19 protein-coding genes are annotated in these 20,104 nt (G+C 70.2%); 15 read left to right on the top strand and 4 right to left on the bottom strand.

The window, feature by feature from the left end; all coding sequences use genetic code 11:
• Nucleotides 1-3 precede the first annotated feature (3 nt).
• From resB to ACTWP9_RS03025, 3 genes are read left to right on the top strand one after another with little or no spacing between them, the layout of a single operon-like run.
• Nucleotides 4-1,740, top strand: a complete 1,737-nt coding sequence (gene resB / locus ACTWP9_RS03035; RefSeq protein WP_443244329.1) for a cytochrome c biogenesis protein ResB — start codon at nt 4-6, stop codon at nt 1,738-1,740.
• A complete protein-coding gene (gene ccsB, locus ACTWP9_RS03030) occupies nt 1,737-2,855 on the top strand; it encodes a c-type cytochrome biogenesis protein CcsB (RefSeq protein WP_443244328.1) in 1,119 nt (372 codons plus the stop codon). Before resB ends, ccsB begins: the two co-directional genes overlap by 4 nt.
• Nucleotides 2,856-2,914: 59 nt before the next feature.
• Entirely contained in the window at nt 2,915-3,505 is a 591-nt protein-coding gene (locus ACTWP9_RS03025) for a hypothetical protein (RefSeq protein ID WP_443244327.1), read from the top strand.
• A gap of 41 nt (nt 3,506-3,546) precedes the next feature.
• Here the strand turns inward: ACTWP9_RS03025 and ACTWP9_RS03020 are convergent, their stop codons facing one another.
• Nucleotides 3,547-3,945 carry a PLD nuclease N-terminal domain-containing protein gene (locus ACTWP9_RS03020; RefSeq protein ID WP_443244399.1) on the bottom strand — a complete coding sequence of 133 codons (399 nt, stop codon included), beginning with the start codon at nt 3,943-3,945 and terminating at the stop codon, nt 3,547-3,549.
• 146 nt (nt 3,946-4,091) lie between these two features.
• Between ACTWP9_RS03020 and ACTWP9_RS03015 the strand changes: the two genes are divergently transcribed.
• Both ACTWP9_RS03015 and mqnP read left to right on the top strand, forming a co-directional pair.
• Nucleotides 4,092-5,543, top strand: coding sequence for a menaquinone biosynthesis decarboxylase (locus ACTWP9_RS03015; protein ID WP_443244326.1), 1,452 nt, complete (start codon nt 4,092-4,094; stop codon nt 5,541-5,543).
• An 85-nt stretch (nt 5,544-5,628) separates the two neighbouring features.
• Nucleotides 5,629-6,549: a menaquinone biosynthesis prenyltransferase MqnP gene (mqnP, locus tag ACTWP9_RS03010; RefSeq protein ID WP_443244325.1), complete on the top strand. Its 921-nt coding sequence runs from the start codon at nt 5,629-5,631 to the stop codon at nt 6,547-6,549.
• A gap of 36 nt (nt 6,550-6,585) precedes the next feature.
• Here the strand turns inward: mqnP and ACTWP9_RS03005 are convergent, their stop codons facing one another.
• Together ACTWP9_RS03005 and ACTWP9_RS03000 are read right to left on the bottom strand one after the other, a co-directional pair.
• The gene (locus ACTWP9_RS03005; protein ID WP_443244324.1) at nt 6,586-7,191 is read right to left on the bottom strand and encodes a rhomboid family intramembrane serine protease; all 606 of its coding nucleotides are present in this window, start codon (nt 7,189-7,191) and stop codon (nt 6,586-6,588) included.
• Nucleotides 7,192-7,357: 166 nt separating this feature from the next.
• Nucleotides 7,358-8,578 carry a hypothetical protein gene (locus ACTWP9_RS03000; RefSeq protein WP_443244323.1) on the bottom strand — a complete coding sequence of 407 codons (1,221 nt, stop codon included), beginning with the start codon at nt 8,576-8,578 and terminating at the stop codon, nt 7,358-7,360.
• Nucleotides 8,579-8,818: 240 nt separating this feature from the next.
• Between ACTWP9_RS03000 and ACTWP9_RS02995 the strand changes: the two genes are divergently transcribed.
• The 10 genes from ACTWP9_RS02995 (at nt 8,819) to ACTWP9_RS02950 (ending at nt 18,835) form a co-directional block, all read left to right on the top strand.
• Nucleotides 8,819-9,514 (top strand): UbiX family flavin prenyltransferase, encoded by a 696-nt coding sequence (locus ACTWP9_RS02995; protein ID WP_443244398.1) that lies wholly within the window; start codon nt 8,819-8,821, stop codon nt 9,512-9,514.
• Between the two features lie 42 nt (nt 9,515-9,556).
• A complete protein-coding gene (locus ACTWP9_RS02990; protein WP_443244322.1) occupies nt 9,557-10,009 on the top strand; it encodes an Lrp/AsnC family transcriptional regulator in 453 nt (150 codons plus the stop codon).
• Nucleotides 10,010-10,101: 92 nt separating this feature from the next.
• The gene (locus ACTWP9_RS02985; RefSeq protein ID WP_443244321.1) at nt 10,102-10,917 is read left to right on the top strand and encodes a hypothetical protein; all 816 of its coding nucleotides are present in this window, start codon (nt 10,102-10,104) and stop codon (nt 10,915-10,917) included.
• 49 nt (nt 10,918-10,966) lie between these two features.
• Entirely contained in the window at nt 10,967-11,689 is a 723-nt protein-coding gene (locus ACTWP9_RS02980) for a UdgX family uracil-DNA binding protein (RefSeq protein WP_443244320.1), read from the top strand.
• A gap of 87 nt (nt 11,690-11,776) precedes the next feature.
• The gene (locus tag ACTWP9_RS02975; protein ID WP_443244319.1) at nt 11,777-12,088 is read left to right on the top strand and encodes a DUF4229 domain-containing protein; all 312 of its coding nucleotides are present in this window, start codon (nt 11,777-11,779) and stop codon (nt 12,086-12,088) included.
• Nucleotides 12,089-12,463: 375 nt separating this feature from the next.
• Nucleotides 12,464-13,831 (top strand): dicarboxylate/amino acid:cation symporter, encoded by a 1,368-nt coding sequence (locus tag ACTWP9_RS02970; protein ID WP_443244318.1) that lies wholly within the window; start codon nt 12,464-12,466, stop codon nt 13,829-13,831.
• A 186-nt stretch (nt 13,832-14,017) separates the two neighbouring features.
• On the top strand, nt 14,018-14,665 hold the full coding sequence (locus tag ACTWP9_RS02965) for a TetR/AcrR family transcriptional regulator (protein ID WP_443244397.1): 648 nt from the start codon (nt 14,018-14,020) through the stop codon (nt 14,663-14,665).
• A gap of 28 nt (nt 14,666-14,693) precedes the next feature.
• Nucleotides 14,694-16,673 (top strand): AMP-dependent synthetase/ligase, encoded by a 1,980-nt coding sequence (locus ACTWP9_RS02960; RefSeq protein ID WP_443244317.1) that lies wholly within the window; start codon nt 14,694-14,696, stop codon nt 16,671-16,673.
• 110 nt (nt 16,674-16,783) lie between these two features.
• On the top strand, nt 16,784-17,728 hold the full coding sequence (locus ACTWP9_RS02955; protein WP_443244316.1) for a hypothetical protein: 945 nt from the start codon (nt 16,784-16,786) through the stop codon (nt 17,726-17,728).
• Between the two features lie 117 nt (nt 17,729-17,845).
• The gene (locus tag ACTWP9_RS02950) at nt 17,846-18,835 is read left to right on the top strand and encodes a zinc-binding dehydrogenase (RefSeq protein ID WP_443244315.1); all 990 of its coding nucleotides are present in this window, start codon (nt 17,846-17,848) and stop codon (nt 18,833-18,835) included.
• Between the two features lie 109 nt (nt 18,836-18,944).
• Here ACTWP9_RS02950 and ACTWP9_RS02945 read toward each other — a convergent pair whose 3' ends face one another.
• The gene (locus tag ACTWP9_RS02945) at nt 18,945-19,892 is read right to left on the bottom strand and encodes a TauD/TfdA dioxygenase family protein (protein ID WP_443244314.1); all 948 of its coding nucleotides are present in this window, start codon (nt 19,890-19,892) and stop codon (nt 18,945-18,947) included.
• Nucleotides 19,893-20,104: the final 212 nt, after the last annotated feature.

The following is a 20,104-nucleotide window of genomic DNA, read 5'->3' as shown; positions in this document are numbered from 1 at the left end:
TCCATGAGCACGACCGGTACCGGCAAGGCCACCGCCGAGGCGGCAGCGGACGAGGCCGGTAACGCGACCGACGCTGCCGGCGAGCGCGAGGCCACGGCCCAGCTCTCGACAGCCCCCAGCGAGGAGAAGCTGAACGTTCCCTCGCTCGGTCCGCTGGGCTGGCTGCGCTGGTTCTGGCGGCAGCTCACCTCGATGCGGGTGGCGCTGATCCTGCTCTTCCTGCTGTCGCTGGGTGCCATCCCCGGCTCGGTCATCCCGCAGACACCCGTCGACGCCCTCAAGGTCGAGCGGTTCCGCGAGGAGCACACCACCCTCGCGCCGCTCTACGACAAGCTCCAGCTCTTCGACGTCTATACGTCGGTCTGGTTCTCGGCGATCTACATCCTGCTGTTCATCTCGCTGGTCGGCTGCATCGTGCCGCGTACCTGGCAGTTCATCGGCCAGCTGCGCTCCCGGCCGCCGCGCGCCCCGCGCCGTCTGGACCGGATGCCGGTCTATGCGACCTGGCGCACCGACGCCGAGCCGGAGCAGGTGCTCGACGCCGCTCGCTCGCTGCTGAAGCGCAGGCGGTTCCGTACGCACCAGGACGGCGACGGCACAAGCCGTTCGGATGCCGTCGCCTCCGAGAAGGGCTATCTGCGCGAGGTGGGCAACCTGCTCTTCCACATCGCGCTGATCGTGCTGCTGCTGGCCTTCGCCTCCGGGCAGCTGTTCAAGTCGGAGGGCCGCAAACTGATCGTGCAGGGCGACGGATTCTCCAACGTCCTGACGCAGTACGACGACTTCCGGTCCGGCTCGCTCTTCAGCGCCGACATGCTCGACCCCTTCGGCTTCCGGCTGAAGAAGTTCCACGCCACCTACGAGGAGAGCGGCCCCAACAAGGGCACCGCACGCGACTACCGCGCCGACGTCGCCTACACCGAAGGCGCGAGCGGCAAGGAGAAGAACACTGCGATCAAGGTGAACCACCCGCTGCAGATCGGCTCCTCCAAGGTGTACCTGATCGCCAACGGATACGCCCCCGCGGTCACCGTCAAGGACGGCAAGGGCAACATCGCCTACCGCGGCCCGGTGCCCTTCCTCCAGCAGGACAACAACCAGACCTCCAGCGGCGTGGTGAAGGTCACCGACTATCTGGACGCCAAGGGCCGCAAGGACCAGCTCGGCTTCCAGGGCTTCTTCGTCCCCGACTTCGAGCCGCACAGCGGCACCATGTTCTCCCAGTCGCCCAACCTGAAGAACCCGGCGATGTTCCTGACCGCTTACCACGGCAACCTGGGCGTCGACGGCGGGCCGGCCCAGAACGTGTACCAGCTGGACACCGAGAACATGACCAAGTTCAAGGACAAGGACGGCAGCCCCTTCGCCAAGAAGCTCACCCCCGGCGACACCATGACCCTCCCGAACGGGGCCGGCAGCCTCAAGTTCGACGGCGTCAAGCAGTGGGCGAACTTCCAGGTCTCCCACCAGGTCGGCAACGACTGGGCGCTGGGCGGTGCCCTCACCGCCATCGCGGGGCTCGCGGGCTCGCTGTTCATCCAGCGCCGCAGGGTGTGGGTGCGGGCCTACGCGGCGGACGACGGGCGTACGGTCGTCGAGCTGGCCGGGCTCGGCCGCAGCGAGTCGGCCCGCCTGCCCGACGAACTCGCCTCTTTGGCCACCGACATGCAAGACGCGGCCCCCGTCGCATCCCCGGGCACCGCCGATCCTGCTGAAGCCCCCGAAGGAGCAGGCAAGTGAACCTCCTCGCAGCCGACCCCAACGAGCAGCTCGCCCAGATCAGCAACTATCTGATCTATTCGGCGATGGCCGTCTATGTGCTGGCCTTCTTCGCGTACATCGCCGAGTGGACGTTCGGCTCCCGCAGCAAGGTGGCCCGTACAGCTGCCGCGCTGACGAAGAAGCCCGCGGCGGAAGGGTCCGTCCCGGCCCAGGAGTCCGGCGTCTCCGTGCGGACCAAGGAGGAGGGCGGCGGCACGGCGGTGCTGGAGAAGCCGGCACCCCCGAAGATCGTCACCCGCTCCAGCAGCGGCCGCCGCGGCGATCTGCCCGACGGCCCCGGGGCCGCGGCCGGCGATGAACAGGGCGACATGTACGGGCGGATCGCGGTCTCGCTCACCGTACTGTCCTTCCTGCTGCACTTCGGCGGGGTGCTGACCCGTTCGCTGTCCGTGCAGCGCGCCCCCTGGGGCAACATGTACGAGTTCTCGACGGCCTTCTCGATGGTCGCCGTCGGCGCCTACCTGGGCTTCCTGGTGGCCAAGAAGAACGTCCGCTGGATCGGGCTGCCCCTGGTCACCACCGTCCTGCTGGACCTGGGCCTGGCTGTCACCGTGCTGTACACCGACAGCGACCAACTCGTTCCGGCGCTCCACTCGTACTGGCTGTGGATCCACGTCTCGCTCGCCATCATCTGCGGCGCACTGCTCTACCTCGGCTTCGTCGGCTCCCTGCTCTACCTGTTCCGGGACGCGTACGAGACGAAGCTGCTGCGCGGTGACAAGCCAGGGAACGTGCTCTCCTCGATCATGGAGCGGCTGCCCTCGGCGACCTCGCTGGACAAGTTCGCCTACCGGATCAACGCGACCGTCTTCCCCTTCTGGACCTTCACCATCGTCGCGGGCGCCATCTGGGCCGGCGACGCCTGGGGCCGCTACTGGGGCTGGGACCCGAAGGAGGTCTGGTCGTTCATCACATGGGTCGCCTACGCTTGCTACCTCCACGCGCGTGCCACAGCGGGCTGGAAGGGCCGTAAGGCGGCATACCTCGCACTGCTCGCCTTCGCCTGCTTCCTGTTCAACTACTACGGCGTCAACATCTTCTTCAACGGCAAGCACTCGTACGCGGGAGTCTGAGGGGCCCTTCCCCAGGGGCCGGCTCTCTCCGGCGTGCCGGACGAAGGCAAGGCGGAGCTATGAGCACCGAAAGCCGGCCTGGGACCGTGGCCTCCCTGCCCTACGACATCCCGTACGGGACCGCGCGCAGCAGCGCGGACAGTGCGGCGCACACGGTCGGCTTCGAGCTGTCGTACCCGCACCCGCTGGAGAGCGTCTGGGCGGCGGTCGCCACCCCCGCGGGGCTGCGGGGCTGGCTGGCCGCCGCCGACCCGTTCGAGCCGGGCCCCGGCGGAGCGGTGACGCTGCGCTGGCTGAACCGCGGTTCTGCGGGCTCCCCCGACGAGGGCGGCCCCGCCTCGGCTGAGGGCTTCGCCGCGCCCGGGCGGATCACCGCCTGGTCGCGCCGGCGGCTCGCCGAGTACACGGTCGACGGGCGCGGCTCCTTCGGCTTCACCTTGCGGGGCTCACTCGACGACGACTGCACCCGCGTCCGCTTCCGCAACGACTTCACGGGCGACACGGAGCGGGTCCTCGACGTCCTCGCGGGCTGGCACCAGCACTTCGAACTGCTCGCCGAGGAATTGCGGGGCCACCCGACGGACTGGTCCACCTGGACCCCGGACCGCTTCACCGCGCTGCGCGCGGAGTACGTCTCCTCTCGCCGCTGACACCCTTCTCGCCGCTGCGGCGAGAAAAGTTCTCAGCGCGACTACTCGTCGCGGTCCTGGCGATTGCGGAGCTCCTCGTCCGGGCGGTCCGCGTGAGGCGGCTCCGCATCCTTCGGGGGCTCCGCGTTCTTCGGCGGCTCGCTCTCCGCAGGAGGCTCCGCAGGGGACTGGTCCAGCGACTTGAGGAAGTCCGGGTTGTCGTCCGGGGCAACCCAGCGGCGCTCGTTGGCGCGTACCGCGCCATAGGGGGCGTTCCGGCGGGGGCGGCCCACCACGAACCAGGCGATGGGCCCCAGCAGAACCTGCCCGAACAGCAGGATGATGATGACCCACACCACCTTCGGCAGCTTGCGTACCTCGTTCTCCGGGGTGTTCAGGCAGTCGATGAAGGCGTAGATCCACATGGCGAGGATCAGGAGAAAGGGCAGGAGCCTGATGATCACGCGGAACGCCCCCTGGGTGCGAGATGCCGCCGGACGGTTGCGGGACGGGGGCCCGGCGCGCGGAGCCCCACGGAGCCAGCGTAATGGCCCGAGCCAAACCCCCGGCGCTCAGGGCGCGGACATCAGGGAGGATACTGAGGCGTATGGCATACGACGATCTCCGCTCGCTCCTGCGAGCCCTGGAGCGTGACCGCGACCTCGTCCGGGTCAAGGCCGAGGTCGACCCGCACCTTGAGGTCGGGGAGCTCGTCGACCGGGTGAACAAGGCGGGCGGCCCCGCGTTGCTGTTCGAGAACGTCAAAGGCTCGGACATGCCGCTGGCCATGAACGTCTACGGCACCGACCGCCGCCTCCTCAAGGCGCTCGGCCTGTCCTCGTACGACGAGATCAGCGAGAAGATCGGCGGCCTGCTCAAGCCGGAGCTGCCGCAGGGCTTCGTGGGCTTCCGGGAGGCGTTCGGGAAGCTCGGTGCGATGACGCACGTACCGCCGAAGAAGGTCAAGGACGCGCCCGTCCACGAAGTCGTCCAGCAGGGTGACGAGGTGGATCTGGACCGGCTGCCCGCGCTGTTCACCTGGCCCGAGGACGGCGGCTCGTTCTTCAATCTGGGCCTCACCCACACCAAGGACCCCGACACCGGCGTACGGAACCTGGGCCTCTACCGGCTCCAGCGGCACGACCGCCGCACCATCGGGATGCACTGGCAGATCCACAAGGACAGCCGCAACCACTACCAGGTCGCGGCGCGGCGTGGCGAGAAGCTGCCCATCGCCATCGCCTTCGGCTGCCCGCCCGCTGTCACCTACGCCTCCACCGCGCCGCTCCCCGCGGACATCGACGAATATCTGCTGGCCGGCTTCCTGCAGGGCAAGCGGGTGGAGATGGTGGACTGCAAGACGGTCCCGCTCCAGGTGCCCGCCGCCGCCGAGGTCGTACTGGAAGGCTGGCTGGAGCCGGGCGAGATGCGGCCGGAGGGCCCGTTCGGCGACCACACCGGCTTCTACACGCCGCAGGAGCCCTTCCCCGCGCTGACCATCGACTGCGTCACGACGCGGAAGCGACCGCTGCTCCAGTCCATCGTGGTGGGCCGCCCGCCGACCGAGGACGGGCCGCTGGGCCGGGCCACCGAGCGGTTCTTCCTGCCGCTGCTGAAGATCATCGTGCCGGACATCGTCGACTACCACCTGCCCGAGTCGGGCGGCTTCCACAACTGCGCGATCATCGCCATCGACAAGCGGTACCCCAAGCACGCGCAGAAGGTCATGCACGCCGTCTGGGGCGCGCACATGATGTCGCTGACCAAGCTCATCGTCGTCGTGGACAAGGACTGTGACGTGCGGAACCTGCACGAGGTCTCCTGGCGGGCGCTGGGCAACGTCGACTACGCGCGCGACCTCACGGTGGTCGAGGGTCCCGTCGACCACCTCGACCACGCCTCCTACCAGCAGTTCTGGGGCGGCAAGGCAGGCATCGACGCCACCCGGAAGCTGCCCGAGGAGGGCTACACGCGCGACGGCGGCTGGCCGGAGATGATCGAGTCGGATCAGCGGGTGGCCGACCTGGTGAGCCGCCGCTGGAAGGAGTACGGCCTGTGAGCGACGTTCCTGCGGCTGCCGAGCCGCTGACGACGACGATGCCCGCAGGTGGCCGCGGGAGCGGAGAAGCGAACGGAGAGATGCTGTGACCAGCACAGCTGAGGGGGTGCTCGGGCCGGGCCCGGGTGCGGATATCGGCCGGGTGCGGGCCTTCCTCCGCCTCGTCGTCATCGAGCACTCGGTTTTCGCGCTGCCGTTCGCCTACATCGCGGCGCTCACGGCGATGTTCCGGGACAGCCGCAGCGTCCACTGGTGGCAGCTGTTCCTGGTGACCGTCGCCATGGTGGGGATGCGGACGTTCGCCATGGCCGCCAACCGGATCATCGACCGCGAGATCGACGCCCGTAACCCGCGCACCGCGGAGCGGGAGCTGGTCACCGGCGCGGTGTCCGTCCGTACGGCCTGGACAGGGGCCGTGGTCGCCCTCGTGGTCTTCCTGGGCGCTGCAGCGCTGCTCAACCCGCTGTGCCTGGCTCTGGCGCCGCTCGCCGTCCTCCCGATGGTGGTCTATCCGTACGGGAAGCGCTTCACCACCTATCCGCACGCCATCCTGGGGCTCGCCCAGGCCATCGGGCCCACCGGTGCGTGGATCGCCGTCACCGGCGCCTGGTCGTGGCACGCCGTCGTCCTCGGTCTGGCCGTGGGCATCTGGATCGGCGGCTTCGACCTGATCTACGCCTGCCAGGACGTGACGGCCGACCGCGCCAACGGCGTCAGGTCGGTACCCGCCCGCTTCGGCACCGCCGCGGCCCTGTACGCCACCCGCGTGGCGCATCTGATCACGGTGGCTCTGCTGGTCGCCTTCGCTCTGCTCACCCACGCGGGCGCCTTCTTCTGGCTGGGTCTGCTGATCGTCGCGGCTGCCTTCGTCTACGAGCACACCATCGTCCGCCCCCACGACCTGTCCCGCCTCAACCGCGCCTTCTTCCAGGTCAACAGCTTCATCGGCATCGCCCTGTTCGGGTGCGCCCTGCTCGACCTGGTGGTGCGGGGGTTCGGCGTCTGAGCAGCCTGCCGCCGCGCACCGGGCCGACGGCGGCCGTCAGTGCCAGGCCGGCTTGCCCTCGTTCAGGGCGCGGGGCTCGGCGGTGAGGCGGGCGGCGAGGACACCGCCTATCAGGCCGAAGAGGTGGCCCTGCCAGGAGACGCCGGACTCGGTGGGCAGGACGCCCCACAGGATGGAGCCGTAGAAGACGGCGACGACCGTGCCCAGAGCGACATCGGTGATCCGGCGGTCCACGAAGCCGCGGGCCAGCAGATAGCCGAAGAGGCCGAAGATCAGGCCGGAGGCGCCGGCGGTGTTGCTGTTCATCGGGGCGATCAGCCAGACACCAAGACCGCTGACCACGACGATGATCGCGGCGACGGCGAGGAAGCGCCCCACCCCGCGCAGCGCCGCCAGGAAGCCGAGGATCAGCAGCGGCAACGTGTTGGCGATCAGATGCTCGAAGCCGAAATGCATGAAGGAACTGGGGATCAGATCGACCAGTTCACCGGTGCGGCGGGGCTGTATGCCGAAGGTGTCCAGGGCGTTGCCCGACGCCTGGTCCACCGCCTCCAGCACCCACAGCAGCGCCACCCAGCCGACGATCAGCTTCCCGGCCGCCATCGCCTTGGCGCCGCCCGAGCCGCCTGAGCCCTTCGCCATGCTCGCCTCCCTCGCGAGGAGCGTCCCCCGCAGGACATACCCCGTCACGTTCTACAACGGTGAACGGTATGCCGACGGTTCCCGTGTCCGGCATCCAGCAGCCGTCCGCGCCTAGGACGGCTCCGGGGCGACCCCGGGAAGGCCCCGGGACCACCCCCAGTACGGCTCAGATGTCGCCGGTGCCCAGGGCGCCGTACATCACCGCGGCCAGCAGGTCCTGCGGCTTCACCTCGCGGGCTCCGTCGGGGGCCTGCACGGAGACGGCGTCACCGCCGCCGAAGTCCAGCCGCAGAGGGAGGTGCACCTTCTCGGCCTGCTTGCCGCTGAGGAACTGCTCCAGGTCGACGGTGAGCCCGGTCAGCTGGCCGCGCCGGATCTGGAGGTCGGCGCTGACGGTTCTGTCGGGCACCGTCGTCGGGTCCAGCCGGGCGCCCAGCGCCTCCAGCGCCCGCGACAGATCGGGGGCCGCCCGGCGCGCGGGCATGGAGACCGTCACGTGCTCGGCGCCGCCGTACTCGCCCGCCTTGTGGAACCGGGCGTGCTTGCCCAGGGTCTTCTCCAGCCCCTCCAGGAACTCCCGCTCGGACTCCCCGTTGAGGGCGCGGCCCGCGGCTGTCGCGCGGCTCAGCCGCTTGCTCGTCTCGTCGCTCTGCTTCTCGTCGCTCTGCTCGGAGCTGCCCGTGGCGCGCTGCCCGGACTTGTGCCCCTGCTTTTCGTCCTTCTTCTCCTCCGCGGTGATCTCCTGCGCGGCGCGCGCGAAGTCGTCGAACGACTCCGGGTCGATCTCGACCCACCTGCCCTTGAGGGCGTCCTTGGCCGAACCGAGCGTCGTCGGCAGGTCTTTGGCCAGGGAGACGATGGTGCGGGCGCGCTGCCGGTCCGCCTTGGAGCCGCCGGTCTGCGCGACGAGGGAGCGCAGATTCATCCGGACGTACAGCTTCTCCTCGACCGACTTGGCGGCCAGCACGTCCTTTCCGCCGAAGTTGACGGCCGCCGCGAACCGGAGGCGTTCGGAGCGGCTCAGCTCCTTGAGGGGGGTCTCCTCGCGGTCGGAGCCGACGGCGAAGGTGAGTTCGCCGCGGGTGAGGAGCCGGGCCGCGTGCCGGACCGAACCGTCGTCGTCGCCACCGGCGGCGCGCAGAAACTTCTCGGCGTCCGCCCTGCTGCCGTCCACCGACACCAGCACGGAGGCGGAAGGCTGCTCGCCCAGCTTTTCGAAGGCGTGCTTCACCTTGAGCCCTGTGGTCACCCTCTCAGCAATGGAGCAGCCGGTGACGGTGACAGCCAGTACGGTCGCGCACGCCGCTGCCGCGGCGGCCTGTCCCGTGTGCCGTACGTGACTGACGTGCCGTCGGTTGCTGACGTGATGAGGGCGGGAGACACGCATGCCCTTGAGGTTACGCGGTCCCCCTCCGCCCGGGAGGGGGCGGTCGACGGTCGTCTCGCGGTACAGCCGTACGCCGAGCGGCCCGCCGGGAGCGGGTCACCGGCGCTCCTCAACGCAGCGTCTGCACCGGCTCGGTCATGGCCTGTCCCATGCGGAGGCGACGAGGGGGCCTGGCAGGGGCACTCCCTTCCCAGCCGGGGGAGGGCGTACCCAGGACGTAGGGTCGGGGGCGTGAGTGACATGGCACGCACCCCCTGGGTGGTGGGGGTCTCCGGCGCCTCGGGGACCCCATACGCGGCGGCGGTCATCCGGGCGCTGCTGGCAGCGGGCGAGGACGTCGACCTCATCGTCAGCCGCGCCTCCCGGCTGACGATCCTGGACGAGACCGGCCACCCCTTCCGCGACGCCCACGCGCAAGCGGACCTGCGCCGCTGGCTGGCCCGCGGCGCCGACGGCAGCCCGGACGCGTTCGACACCGACCCGGCCCGGGTGCGGCACTGGTCCCCGGGCGATCTGGCCGCGGGGCCGTCCTCCGGCTCGTATCCGGTCCGGGGGATGCTGGTGGTCCCGGCGAGCACGGCGTGTGTCGCCGGGGTGGCACTGGGTCTCTCCAAGGATCTGCTGCAGCGGACGGCGAGCGTGACGCTGAAGGAGCGCCGCCCCCTCGTCGTCGCCGTACGGGAGACCCCGCTGAACGGCCAGACGCTGCGCCATCTGGTGACGCTGGACGAGGCGGGCGCCGTGGTGCTGCCCGCGTCCCCGGCGTTCTACGCGGGCGCCCGGCACATTCAGGACCTGGTGGACTTCGTGGCGGGACGGGTGCTGGACGCGGCCGGGGTGCCGCACAAGCTGTACCGGCGGTGGGAAGGCGAACTCGGGGACAGCAGCCGGTGGGCGGGGGGAACTGGGCGGGGCGGCACCGGGCCGATGCCTTAGATTCGTTCCCCGGACTTCTACGTACAGGAGGCAGCGGCATCCATGGACGCGGTGGACAGGCAGCTCATCCAGGCGCTGCGCGAGAACGGCAGAGCGTCCTACGCCGAACTCGGGCGGCTGGTGGGGCTGTCGGGCCCCAGTGTCACCGACCGGATCAACCGGCTGGAGGTCGCCGGGGTGATCACCGGCTACCGCGCGACCGTCGACGCCTCCTCCCTCGGCCTGGGGGTGACGGCGCTGATCGGCATCCAGCTCTCCGACGCCACCGACCACGAGGAGGTGGCCACCCGGCTGCGTGACCTCCAGGAGGTCGAGGACTGCTGGTTCATCGCCGGTGACGACTCGTACATGCTCAAGGTCCGCGCCGGTGACGTGGACGGGCTGGAGCGCACCATCCGCCGGCTGTCGGGCACCAAGGGCGTCTCGCGGACGCGCACGACGATCGTGCTGTCGACCAAGTGGGAGAACAGGGTCGGGGAGCTGCCCGAGGAGTAGGGGCGGGCAGCAGCCCCCGGGGCCTGGCGTAGTGTCGGGGGCGCGCGAATCAGCACGGAGAGACGGACCGAGGCAGGCAGGTGGCGCGAGGAATGGACGCGGCGGACATCGAGCGGAAGGTCCGCTCCGGTGAGCGGCTGACCCGCGAGGACGGCATCGCCCTGTGCGGCTGCGACGACCTGGCCTGGCTCGGCGGCCTCGCCCACCAGGTGCGGTCGCGGCACAACGGCGACGCCGCGTACTTCGCCGTCCACCGGTCGCTGGACGTGAGCGCCGGGGCGGACGTCGAGGAAGCGGTCGCGCTCGCCACCGGACCGGCCGTCGAAGGCGTCACCGAGCTGCGGCTGAGCACCGACGCCGGTACGGAGTGGAGTCGGCTGCCGCGTACGGTGCGTGAGCTGCGGGCCGCGCTGCCGGAAGGCTGCGCGCTGACGGCGTGCACGATGCGCTACGGCGGTGCCGGGGAACCCGTCGACCAGGCGGCCTGTGTCGAGCAGGTGCTGCGGCTGCGCGAACTCCAGGACGAGACCGGCGGGTTCCACGTCTTCGTGCCGCAGCTCCAGGACGGGCCGCGGGGCGCGACCGGCGCCGAGGTCCTGAAGACCTTCGCCGTGGCGCGGCTGCTGTTCGACAACGTGCCGCATGTGGCGGTCGACTGGGCGCTGCACAGTGTGCAGACGGCACAGCTGGTGCTCCAGCACGGCGCGGACGAGATGGCCGGCCGGGTGGTGGACGAGGAGAGCGAGGCGGCGCAGGACGCCGATGCGCTCACCCGCGAGGACCTGCTGGACCTGATCCGGGACACCGGCTTCCGTCCGGTCGAGCGCGACGCCCGCCACGGTGTGCTGCACACCTACGAGGGCCCCGACCCGCAGCGCCGCGAGACGCCCCAGCCCATGCGAGTGTAAGCCGCGTTCCGGCGGTGAGAACCCCCTTCTCCGGGGTACCGCGAGCCGTATGGCAGCGAAGAACGCCGCAGACGGCGACCGGCCCGAGGACGCGTACGACGCGACGCCCTTCCTCCCCGGACCCGAGCGGCGGGTCAGCGGCAACCCGGGGCTGAAGGCGCTGCGGCAGGCGGCGGCCGGCTGCCGGGGCTGTCCGTTGCACGAGAACGCGACGCAGACGGTCTTCGGCACCGGCGACGCGCACGCCAGGGTCTTCCTCGTCGGGGAGCAGCCGGGCGACCAGGAGGACCGGCGCGGCGAACCGTTCGTCGGTCCGGCGGGCCGGATGCTCGACCGGGCGCTGGACGAGGCCGGCATCGACCCGGCGCAGACCTACGTCACCAATGCCGTCAAGCACTTCAAGTGGGCGTACGAGGAAGGGCGCGGGAAGCGGCGTATCCACAAGCCGCCGACGCTGCGGGAGATGACGGCCTGCGGACCGTGGCTCGCGGCCGAGCTGGCGCTGACGGAGCCCGAGGTGCTGGTCGTGCTCGGCGCGACGGCGGGCAAGGCGCTCTTCGGCTCGTCGTTCCGGGTCACCAAGGAGCGCGGCACCTGCACGGAACGTGAGGTGCACGGGCGTACCGAGCGGGTCCTACCCACCATCCACCCCTCGGCGATCCTGCGCGCGGGCGACGACGATCGCGCCGAGATCTACGGCGACTTCCTCGCCGACTGGGGGCACCTCCCGGCCGAAGGCTGGGGGAGGGTGGCGGCACGCGTGCTGGAGTGAGGGCGCCGAGGGCCGACGAAGATCGCTTCCGGGGCTGTGCTTGACTGGTGAGGAACCGCGAAACGCCCAAATGCATGGAGAACCCACGTGAGCAGCACCTCGCACGCGACGCTCCGCTACACCACCATGCGGATCGGCATCTTCGTCGGCTGCCTCGTCGTCGTCGGACTGCTGACCCACTTCGGCCTGTTCCCCGCCGGGGTCGGCAAGTCGAACCCGGTCTGGGTGGTGCTCGTCGCGCTGATCATCTCGGCGCCGCTCAGCTACGTACTGCTGCGCAAGCAGCGGGAGGCCATGGCGGAGCAGGTCGCGGAGGGCGTGGGCAAGGCCAAGAAGCGGCTGGCTGCGAACCAGGGCCAGGAGGACGAGACCCAGGACGCGCAGCCCAGGGCGACGTAACCCTCGTCACACCGTCGTCGGCGCCCCGTCGGGAATGAGCTTTCCCGGGCGGGGCGTTGAGCTTTTCCGTAACTGTCCCCCAAAGGCAAGCTTTGGGTAAGCCAAAGACGGAGTGTTAGCGTGACGGCCATGACGAACGCAGCCACCACTTCCGACGCGCTCCAGTGCCGACGCGGCCTGGCGCTCGTGGCGCGGCTGCATGTCGATCTCTGCCGCTGCATGTCGGCGACCTGTCGCTGACAGCGCGGCCGGACTACTCTCCGGCGCGACCGCATCGCCCGCGACGCAAACCCTTGCGACGCACCGCTCCGCGATCTCCTGCTCGCGACGCCCTTCCCCAACAGTCCGCTTCCTGACGCCCCCCGGAGTCTGTCCGTGTCTTCGTCGTCCTCGTCGGCCACCGCTGCCGAAACCGCCGCGCCCGAAAAGCGGTCCCGTATACCCAAGGTGCCGTTCTGGGCGCAGATCCTGCTCGGTCTCGTACTCGGCGTGGTTCTCGGCTGGGCCGCGCGCAACTGGGACGTGGCCTGGCTCGGCACCACCCTCACCAAGGTCGGCGAGATCTTCGTCCAGCTGCTGAAGCTGGCCGTCGCGCCGCTGGTGTTCTTCGCGATCACCATCTCCATCACCAACCTGCGCAACGTCCACAACGCGGCGCGGCTCGCCACCCGCACCCTGCTGTGGTTCATGGCGACCTCGCTGATTGCGGTGGCGATCGGGCTGGTCATCGGCCTGCTCACCAACCCGGGCTCCGGCACGGGGCTGTCCGCCAAGGACGCCGCCAAGCCGGACACCCAGGGCTCCTGGCTGGACTTCCTCACCGGGATCATCCCGACCGACATCATCACGCCGTTCACCGAACTCCAGGTGCTGCAGATCGTCTTCATGGCGGTCGTCGTCGGTATCGCCGCGCTCAAGCTGGGCGAGAAGGCCGAACCCATCCTGAAACTGGGCGAGTCCGTGCTGGCGCTGCTCCAGAAGGCGCTGTGGTGGATCATCCGGCTGGCCCCGATCGGCACCATCGGTCTGATCGGCACCGCCATCAAGGACTACGGCTGGGACCTGATCGGCAGCTACGCGACCTTCACCGCGGACATCTACATCGGCTGCGCGCTGATCCTCTTCGGCGTCTACCCGCTGCTGCTCGGCACCGTCGCCAAGGTCAACCCGATCCAGTTCTTCCGGGGCGCCTGGCCCGCCATCCAGCTGGCCTTCGTCTCGCGCTCCTCGGTGGGCACCATGCCGCTGACCCAGAAGGTCACCGAGCGGCTCGGCGTGCCCAAGGAGTACGCGGCGTTTGCGGTGCCGTTCGGCTCGACGACGAAGATGGACGGCTGCGCCTCCATCTACCCGGCGATCGCAGCGATCTTCGTGGGTGAGTTCTTCCACGTCGACATGGGCATCAAGGAGTACCTGCTGATCGTCTTCGTCTCGGTCATCGGTTCGGCCGCCACCGCGGGCCTCACCGGCGCCACCGTGATGCTGACGCTCACCCTCTCCACGCTGGGGCTCCCGCTGGAGGGCGTCGGGCTGCTGCTGGCCATCGACCCGATCCTGGACATGATGCGGACGGCCACCAATGTCGCAGGCCAGGCAGTGATCCCGGTGCTCGTTTCGGCCAAGGAGAAGATCCTGGACCGCGAGGCGTTCGCCACCGCCCGCAGCTTCTCCGTGGAGGAGGCCGACGACATCACCGTCGGACCCCGCGCGGCCACCACCCGGGAATCGGTCGCAACCAGCTGACCTGAAGTTTTCCCTCGCCTCGACCTTCTGTCTCGCGCCCCCGGCTGCACTGCCGGGGGCGCGTACCCTTGCGAGCAGCCGGAGTTGGTGGGGGACGGCGCGCTGCACGGGGCGGCGTGGCCGGCCGGTGAGGGGGTTCACGGGGCATACGGGGCTGAAGGGATTGAAGGCGTGGGGCAGAAGCGCATGCCGCGCGAGGTGAGGGAGCGGCAGATGCTGGACGCCGCGGTCGCCGCGTTCGCGCGACAGGGGTACCAGGCCGCCTCCATGGACGACATAGCCGAGGCGGCGGGGGTCTCCAAACCGCTGGTCTATCTGTACCTCAAGTCCAAGGAAGACCTGTTCATGGCCTGCGTGCGGCGCGAGGTCGGAGCGCTGGTCGCAGCGGTGCGGGAGGGTACGCGGGAGCGGGGGCTGACCGCCGACCAGCAGTTGTGGAACGGCCTGACGGCGTTCTTCGCACACACCGCGGCCCGCCCGGACGGTGTCGCGGTGCTCTACCGCGCCCGTACCCAGGGTGAGCCCTTCGCTCGCGAGGTCGCTGCCATGCGGGTCGAGGTCGTCACTATCGTGAGGGCGCTGCTGGGGCAGGCGGCGCGGGACGCAGGCTGCGACAGCGAACTGGCGGAACGCGAGGTCTCCGGGCTCGCCCATGCGCTGGTCGGTGCCGCGGAGTCGTTGGCCGAGTGGGCCAACTCCCGTACGCCGGCGCACGCTGACGCCCCCTCCGCCAGGGAGACGGCGGCGACGCTGATGAACTTCTGCTGGGCGGGCCTGGAGAACCTGATGAAGGGCCGGCGCTGGGCTCTGCGGGGTGCCGAACAACGCGGCTGACACTCCGTGTGCCGGGTGTGTGCGTTCTATGAAGGTGGTAACCGGGTATTCCCGGGCCTCTCCTGGTCCCGTAAATTTACCTGTCGGTAAGGTTACTGTCACGTCAGGAGATTGGCCGAGGACGGAGCTACCGGTGCAACTGGTCGAGCCGCACAAGAAGAGGGAAGGCGGCAGTGTCCGCGAGGTCTCCGTCCCGCCGCTGGCGCCGACGGTGACCAGCGGCTCCCTCGCCGACATCCCCTTCACCAACGCCGCCGAGGCCCCGGACGAGCCGGCCATCAGCCGCAAGGGCAGGGACGGCACCTGGTGGGACATGGCGGCCCGCGACTTCGCCGCCGAGGTGCAGGCGATGGCCAAGGGCCTGATCGCGCTGGGCCTGCGGCCGGGGGACCGGCTGGCCATCATGGCCCGTACGACCTACGAGTGGACCCTCACGGACTTCGCCGCCTGGGCGGCGGGCCTGATCACGGTGCCGGTCTACCCGACGTCGTCGGCGTCGCAGGCCCGGCACATCCTGCGGGACTCCCGGGCGCGGGCCTGTTTCGTGGAGGACGTCGAGCAGACCCGGATGCTCAGCGCCGAGCGGGGCAACCTGCCCGCGCTGGAACATCTGTGGCAGTTCAGTTCGGGCGCCGTGGGCCATGTGGTGGACGCGGGCCGCGGGGTACCGGACGCGCTGGTCGCCGAGCGCCGCGCACAGCTGGGCCCGCAGACCATCGCGACGCTCATCTACACCTCGGGCACCACGGGTCCGCCCAAGGGCTGTGTCCTCACACACGGCAACTTCTTCGCGGAGGTCGACAACGCGATCGAGCTGCTGCACCCGGTCTTCAGAGCGCGGTACGACGATCCGCCGTCGACCCTGTTGTTCCTGCCGCTGTCCCATGTGTTCGGCAGGATGGTGTCCGTCGGCTGTCTGCGGGCGCGGGTGCGGCTCGGGCACGCGCCGAGCATCAAGACCGAGGACCTGCTCCCCGATCTGGCGGGCTTCGCGCCGACGTTCCTGCTGGGCATCCCGTACGTACTGGAGAAGATCTACAACACCGGCCGGGCGACGGCCGAGAAGATGGGGCGGGCCTCGTCCTTCGACCGGGGGGCGCGGATCGCCCAGCGCTACGGGGAGGCCGTCGAGGCCCTGGAGCACGGCTTCGGCAGCGGGCCCGGGTTCGGGCTGCGCGCAGCGCGCGGCCTGTACGACGCGCTCATCTACCGGCGGATCCGGGCCGCGCTGGGCGGTCGCTGCCGGTATGTGATCTGCGGTGGCTCCCCGCTGGGGCACCGGCTCGCGGCGTTCTTCGAGGGTGCGGGCGTCACGGTCTACGAGGGGTACGGCCTCACCGAGACGACGGCCGCGACGACCACCACGCCGCCGCTCAAGCCCCGGCTGGGCACGGTCGGCTGGCCGGTGCCGGGCACGGCGCTGCGGATCGCGGACGACGGCGAGGTGCTCATCAAGGGCGACCACGTCTTCGGCGGCTACTGGGACGGCCGTACGGAGAGCGTGATCCCGCACCGCGACGCCGAGGGCTGGATGCCCACCGGGGACCTGGGGGCGCTCGACTCGGAGGGGTATCTGAGCATCACCGGGCGCAAGAAGGACATCATCATCACCTCCGCGGGCAAGAATCTGGCGCCCGCGCCGCTGGAGGACTGGCTGCGCGCGCATCCGCTGGTCAGCCAGTGCCTGGTGATCGGCGACAACCGGCCGTTCGTCTCGGCGCTGGTGACGCTGGAGCCGGACGGGCTCGCGCACTGGCAGCGGATGCACAAGAAGGAGGATCTGAGCATGGACGAGCTGCTCGTCGACGGGGACCTGCTGTACAACCTCCAGCAGGCCGTGGACGAGGCCAACTCGCTGGTGTCGCGGGCCGAGTCGATCCGCAAGTTCGCCGTGCTGCCGGGTGACTTCACGGAGGAGAACGGGCATCTGACGCCGTCGATGAAGCTGCGCCGGGGAGCGATCGTGCGGGACTTCGCCGCGGAGATCGACCAGATCTACGCGCGCTGAGAGGTATCCCGAGAGTAATCCCTTGGCCAAACGGCGGTACCGTGACAGAAGCGCCAGGTACAGCACGGCCGGGGGACGGGGTACGCCCCCCTCGCCGGGAGGGACACCCGATGACGACACCCCCGCAGCCGCCGAACCAACCCCCAGGTCAGCCTCCGGGCGGCGGTGGCTTCGGCCCGCCGTCCGCGGGCGGTTTCGGCGAGCCGCAGGGGCAGGGCGGCGGGTTCGGCCAGCCGCAGGGCGGCGGTTTCGGCCAGCCGCAGGATGGTGGGTTCGGCCAGCCGCAGGACGGTGGGTTCGGCCAGCCGGGATTTCCCGGCCCGTACGGCAGCCCGCCGCCTCCGCCGCCGAACCGGAGCAGCAACAACAAGGTCGTCGGCATCGTCGTGGCGGCCGTCCTGGTGGTCGCGCTTGCGGTTGCGGGCACGCTGCTGGCCGTCTCGGGCGGTGACGACGACAAGAACGACTCCGCCGACGGCAAGACCAAGACGGAGCAGTCCGAGTCGCCCTCCGACGAGCCCTCGGCGAGCGAGGACGAGCCGACGCCGAGCCCGAGCGAGTCGAAGACCACCTACGAGCTGAAGTTCCCCAAGACGCTGGACGGCGGCAAGTACCGGCTCCGTAAGGACCTCAGCGACTCGGTCGACTCGGCCAACCCGGGCGAGGAGGCCCATCTGGGCTCCTACGCCAACTCCTCCGACACCTCCCGGCTCCTCTACGGCGCGGCCTCCGGCGAGGACCACGGCAACCCAGAGCTCTCCAAGAACCAGATGATGAACGGGATGGAGTCGGGCCCGGCCATGGAGGTGGCCGTCAAGCGCCGCGACATCACCCCCGCCGGTGGCGACCCGCTGACCTGCGAAGTGCTGGTCAAGTCGCAGGCCGGCCGGAAGCTGACGATCCCCGTCTGTGCCTGGAGCGACCCGGGCACCGCCGCCTACATCGCCAAGGACAGTGCCGACACCTACTCGGTCCCCCCGAAGGACGTGGACCTGGAGGCGTGGGCGGACCGCGTCAGCGAAATCCGCGACGAGGTGCGTACGCCCGCCGACTGACCGGTGCGGCCCCCGCTCAGTTGAATTGAACCTCGATTGAACCTCGGTTGACTTGAACCTCTGTTGAAGTTGAAGACTGCTCTCCTATCCCTCGTCAGTACAAGGAGAGTGGTCGGGATGCGCGGAATTCAGGTGCGGCGGTTCGGCGAGCCGGACGTTCTCGAACTCGTCGAACTGCCCGATCCCGTCCCCGGGCCGGGACAGGCCGTCATCGAGGTGGCGTACGCCGACGTCATCTTCCTGGAGACCCAGATCCGCCGCGACGGTGCCTTCTTCGCGCCGTCCCTGCCGTATGTCCCCGGCGGCGCGGCAGGCGGCCGGATCGACCGGCTGGGCGCGGACGTGGGCCCCGCCTGGCAGGGCAGAGGGGTCGTCGCCAAGACCGCCTCGCCCGCGGCGGGCGGATACGCACAGCGTGCGCTCGCCGAGATCGAGACGGTCAGCGTCGTACCCGAAGGGCTCGACCTTCGCGAGGCGACGGCGCTGGTGCACGACGGCCCCACCGCCGTACGGCTCTTCGACAACGCCGTCAGCACGGGCACGCTGCGGCCCGGCGCCTGGGTGCTCGTCCTCGCGGCGGCCGGCGGACTCGGTGCGCTGCTGGTGCAGTTGGCGAAGGCCGCCGGCGCACATGTGGTCGCGGCAGCTCGCGGCGAGCGGAAGCTGGCGCTCGCCCGCGAGGAGCTGGGCGCCGACGCCGCCGTCGACTACACCTGGCCCGACTGGACCGACCAGGTACGCAGGACGGTCGGCGAGCCCGGCATCCACGTGGTGTTCGACGGTGTGGGCGGCGCCACCGGCCGTGCCGCGTTCGAACTCACCGCACGCGGGGCACGGTTCTCCGCGCACGGCACTCCCTCCGGTGGCTTCACGGAGCTCGATGCCGGGGCAGCAACGGCGCGTGAGGTGACCCTGGCCGGCATCGAACAGGTCCAGTTCTCCGCGGCCGAGGCCAAGCCGCTGCTGGACCGCGCCCTGTTCGAGGCCGCGGCAGGACGGCTGCGCCCGGTGATCGGCCAGACCTTCCCGCTGGAGGACGCCGCCAAGGCCCACTCCGCGATCGAGGCCCGCGAAGTGCTGGGCAAAACGCTGCTCACGGTGGCCTGAGGGCCCGGGAGGACGGTGGCCTGAGGGCCCGGAAGGACTGGCCTGAGGGCCCGGAAGAAAGCCTCGCCCGCCCCCACGGGGGAAGGGGCGGACGAGGCGGCCGAGGGGATCAGAAGGGGCGGTCACCCACGATGGCCACCCGCTCGGCCACCCGCCGGTGCGGCGCGTAGTCGAACAGGGCGTAGTGCTGGGTGGCCCGGTTGTCCCAGAACGCAATGTCACCGGGCTGCCAGGCGAACCGCACCTGGTACTCGGGCACATGCGCCTGCCGGACCAGCTCGGCCAGCAGCCGGTCGCTCTCCTCGCGCTCCATGCCCACGATGTGGGTGGTGAACGAGGTGTTCACGAACAGCATCCTGCGGCCCGTCTCCGGGTGGGTACGCACCACCGGGTGCTCGACCGGCGAGAACTCCTCCTGCAGTTCGGCCAGCCGCTCCGCCGAGGTGAAGCGCGCAAACCCGGGGATGAAGTCGTGCACCGCCGTCGCCCCGTCGATCCGCTCCCGCACCTGCGACGGCAGATTGTCGTACGCCGCCGCCATGTCCGCCCACATGGTGTGCCCTCCCAGCGGCGGCACCTCGCGCAGCTGCAACACGGCGCCCAGGGCGGGCCGCTCACGGAAGGTGACATCGGTGTGCCATACGTTCTCGTACGTGGGCCGGGTCGCGGCGCCCTTCTCGAAGCGGACGATCTCGTCGCTGGATCCGCGGGCCAGCAGCGGATTGGTCTCCAGCTCGCCCCAGTGCCGCGCGAACGCGGCCTGCTGCTCGGGAGTGAGGTTCGCGCCCCGGAAGAAGAGCACCTTCCACTCCAGCAGTGCCCGGTTCAGCTCCTCCCGCAGCGCGGGGCTCAGTGGCCGGGACAGATCGGCACCCCGGATCTCCGCGCCGATGACGCGGGTCTGCGGCACGACCTCGATCAGTTCGTAGGGCCGCTCCTCCCAGTTCTCGGGGAACGGCCGCAGAATGCGCACCCCTTCGTACAGGCCGCCCTCCGGGACGCGGGCGTCACGAAGGGAAGCAGGAGCGGCAGTGGTGTCAGGGGCAGTGATGCTCATGAAGGGTCCTCCAGCGGATCCGGTGGGCGGTGGATGTCTGCCGACCGTGCCGACGCACGGCGGCTCCATGGCTCCTCCCAGGGAGCCGAGTCACACCTAGAGACCGGATCGCTCGCACCCACGCCGCCACGGGACGCCGTGGCGTCCGAGCGGGGAAGTGGAGTGCGCGACCATGCCGCTCATTGTGGGATTCGCGCCCCGAAACGTCAACA

Source organism: Streptomyces sp. 3N207 (assembly GCF_052246355.1).
In the GTDB taxonomy this organism is placed as follows: domain Bacteria; phylum Actinomycetota; class Actinomycetes; order Streptomycetales; family Streptomycetaceae; genus Streptomyces.
This window is presented reverse-complemented; position numbering and strand designations above follow the sequence as displayed.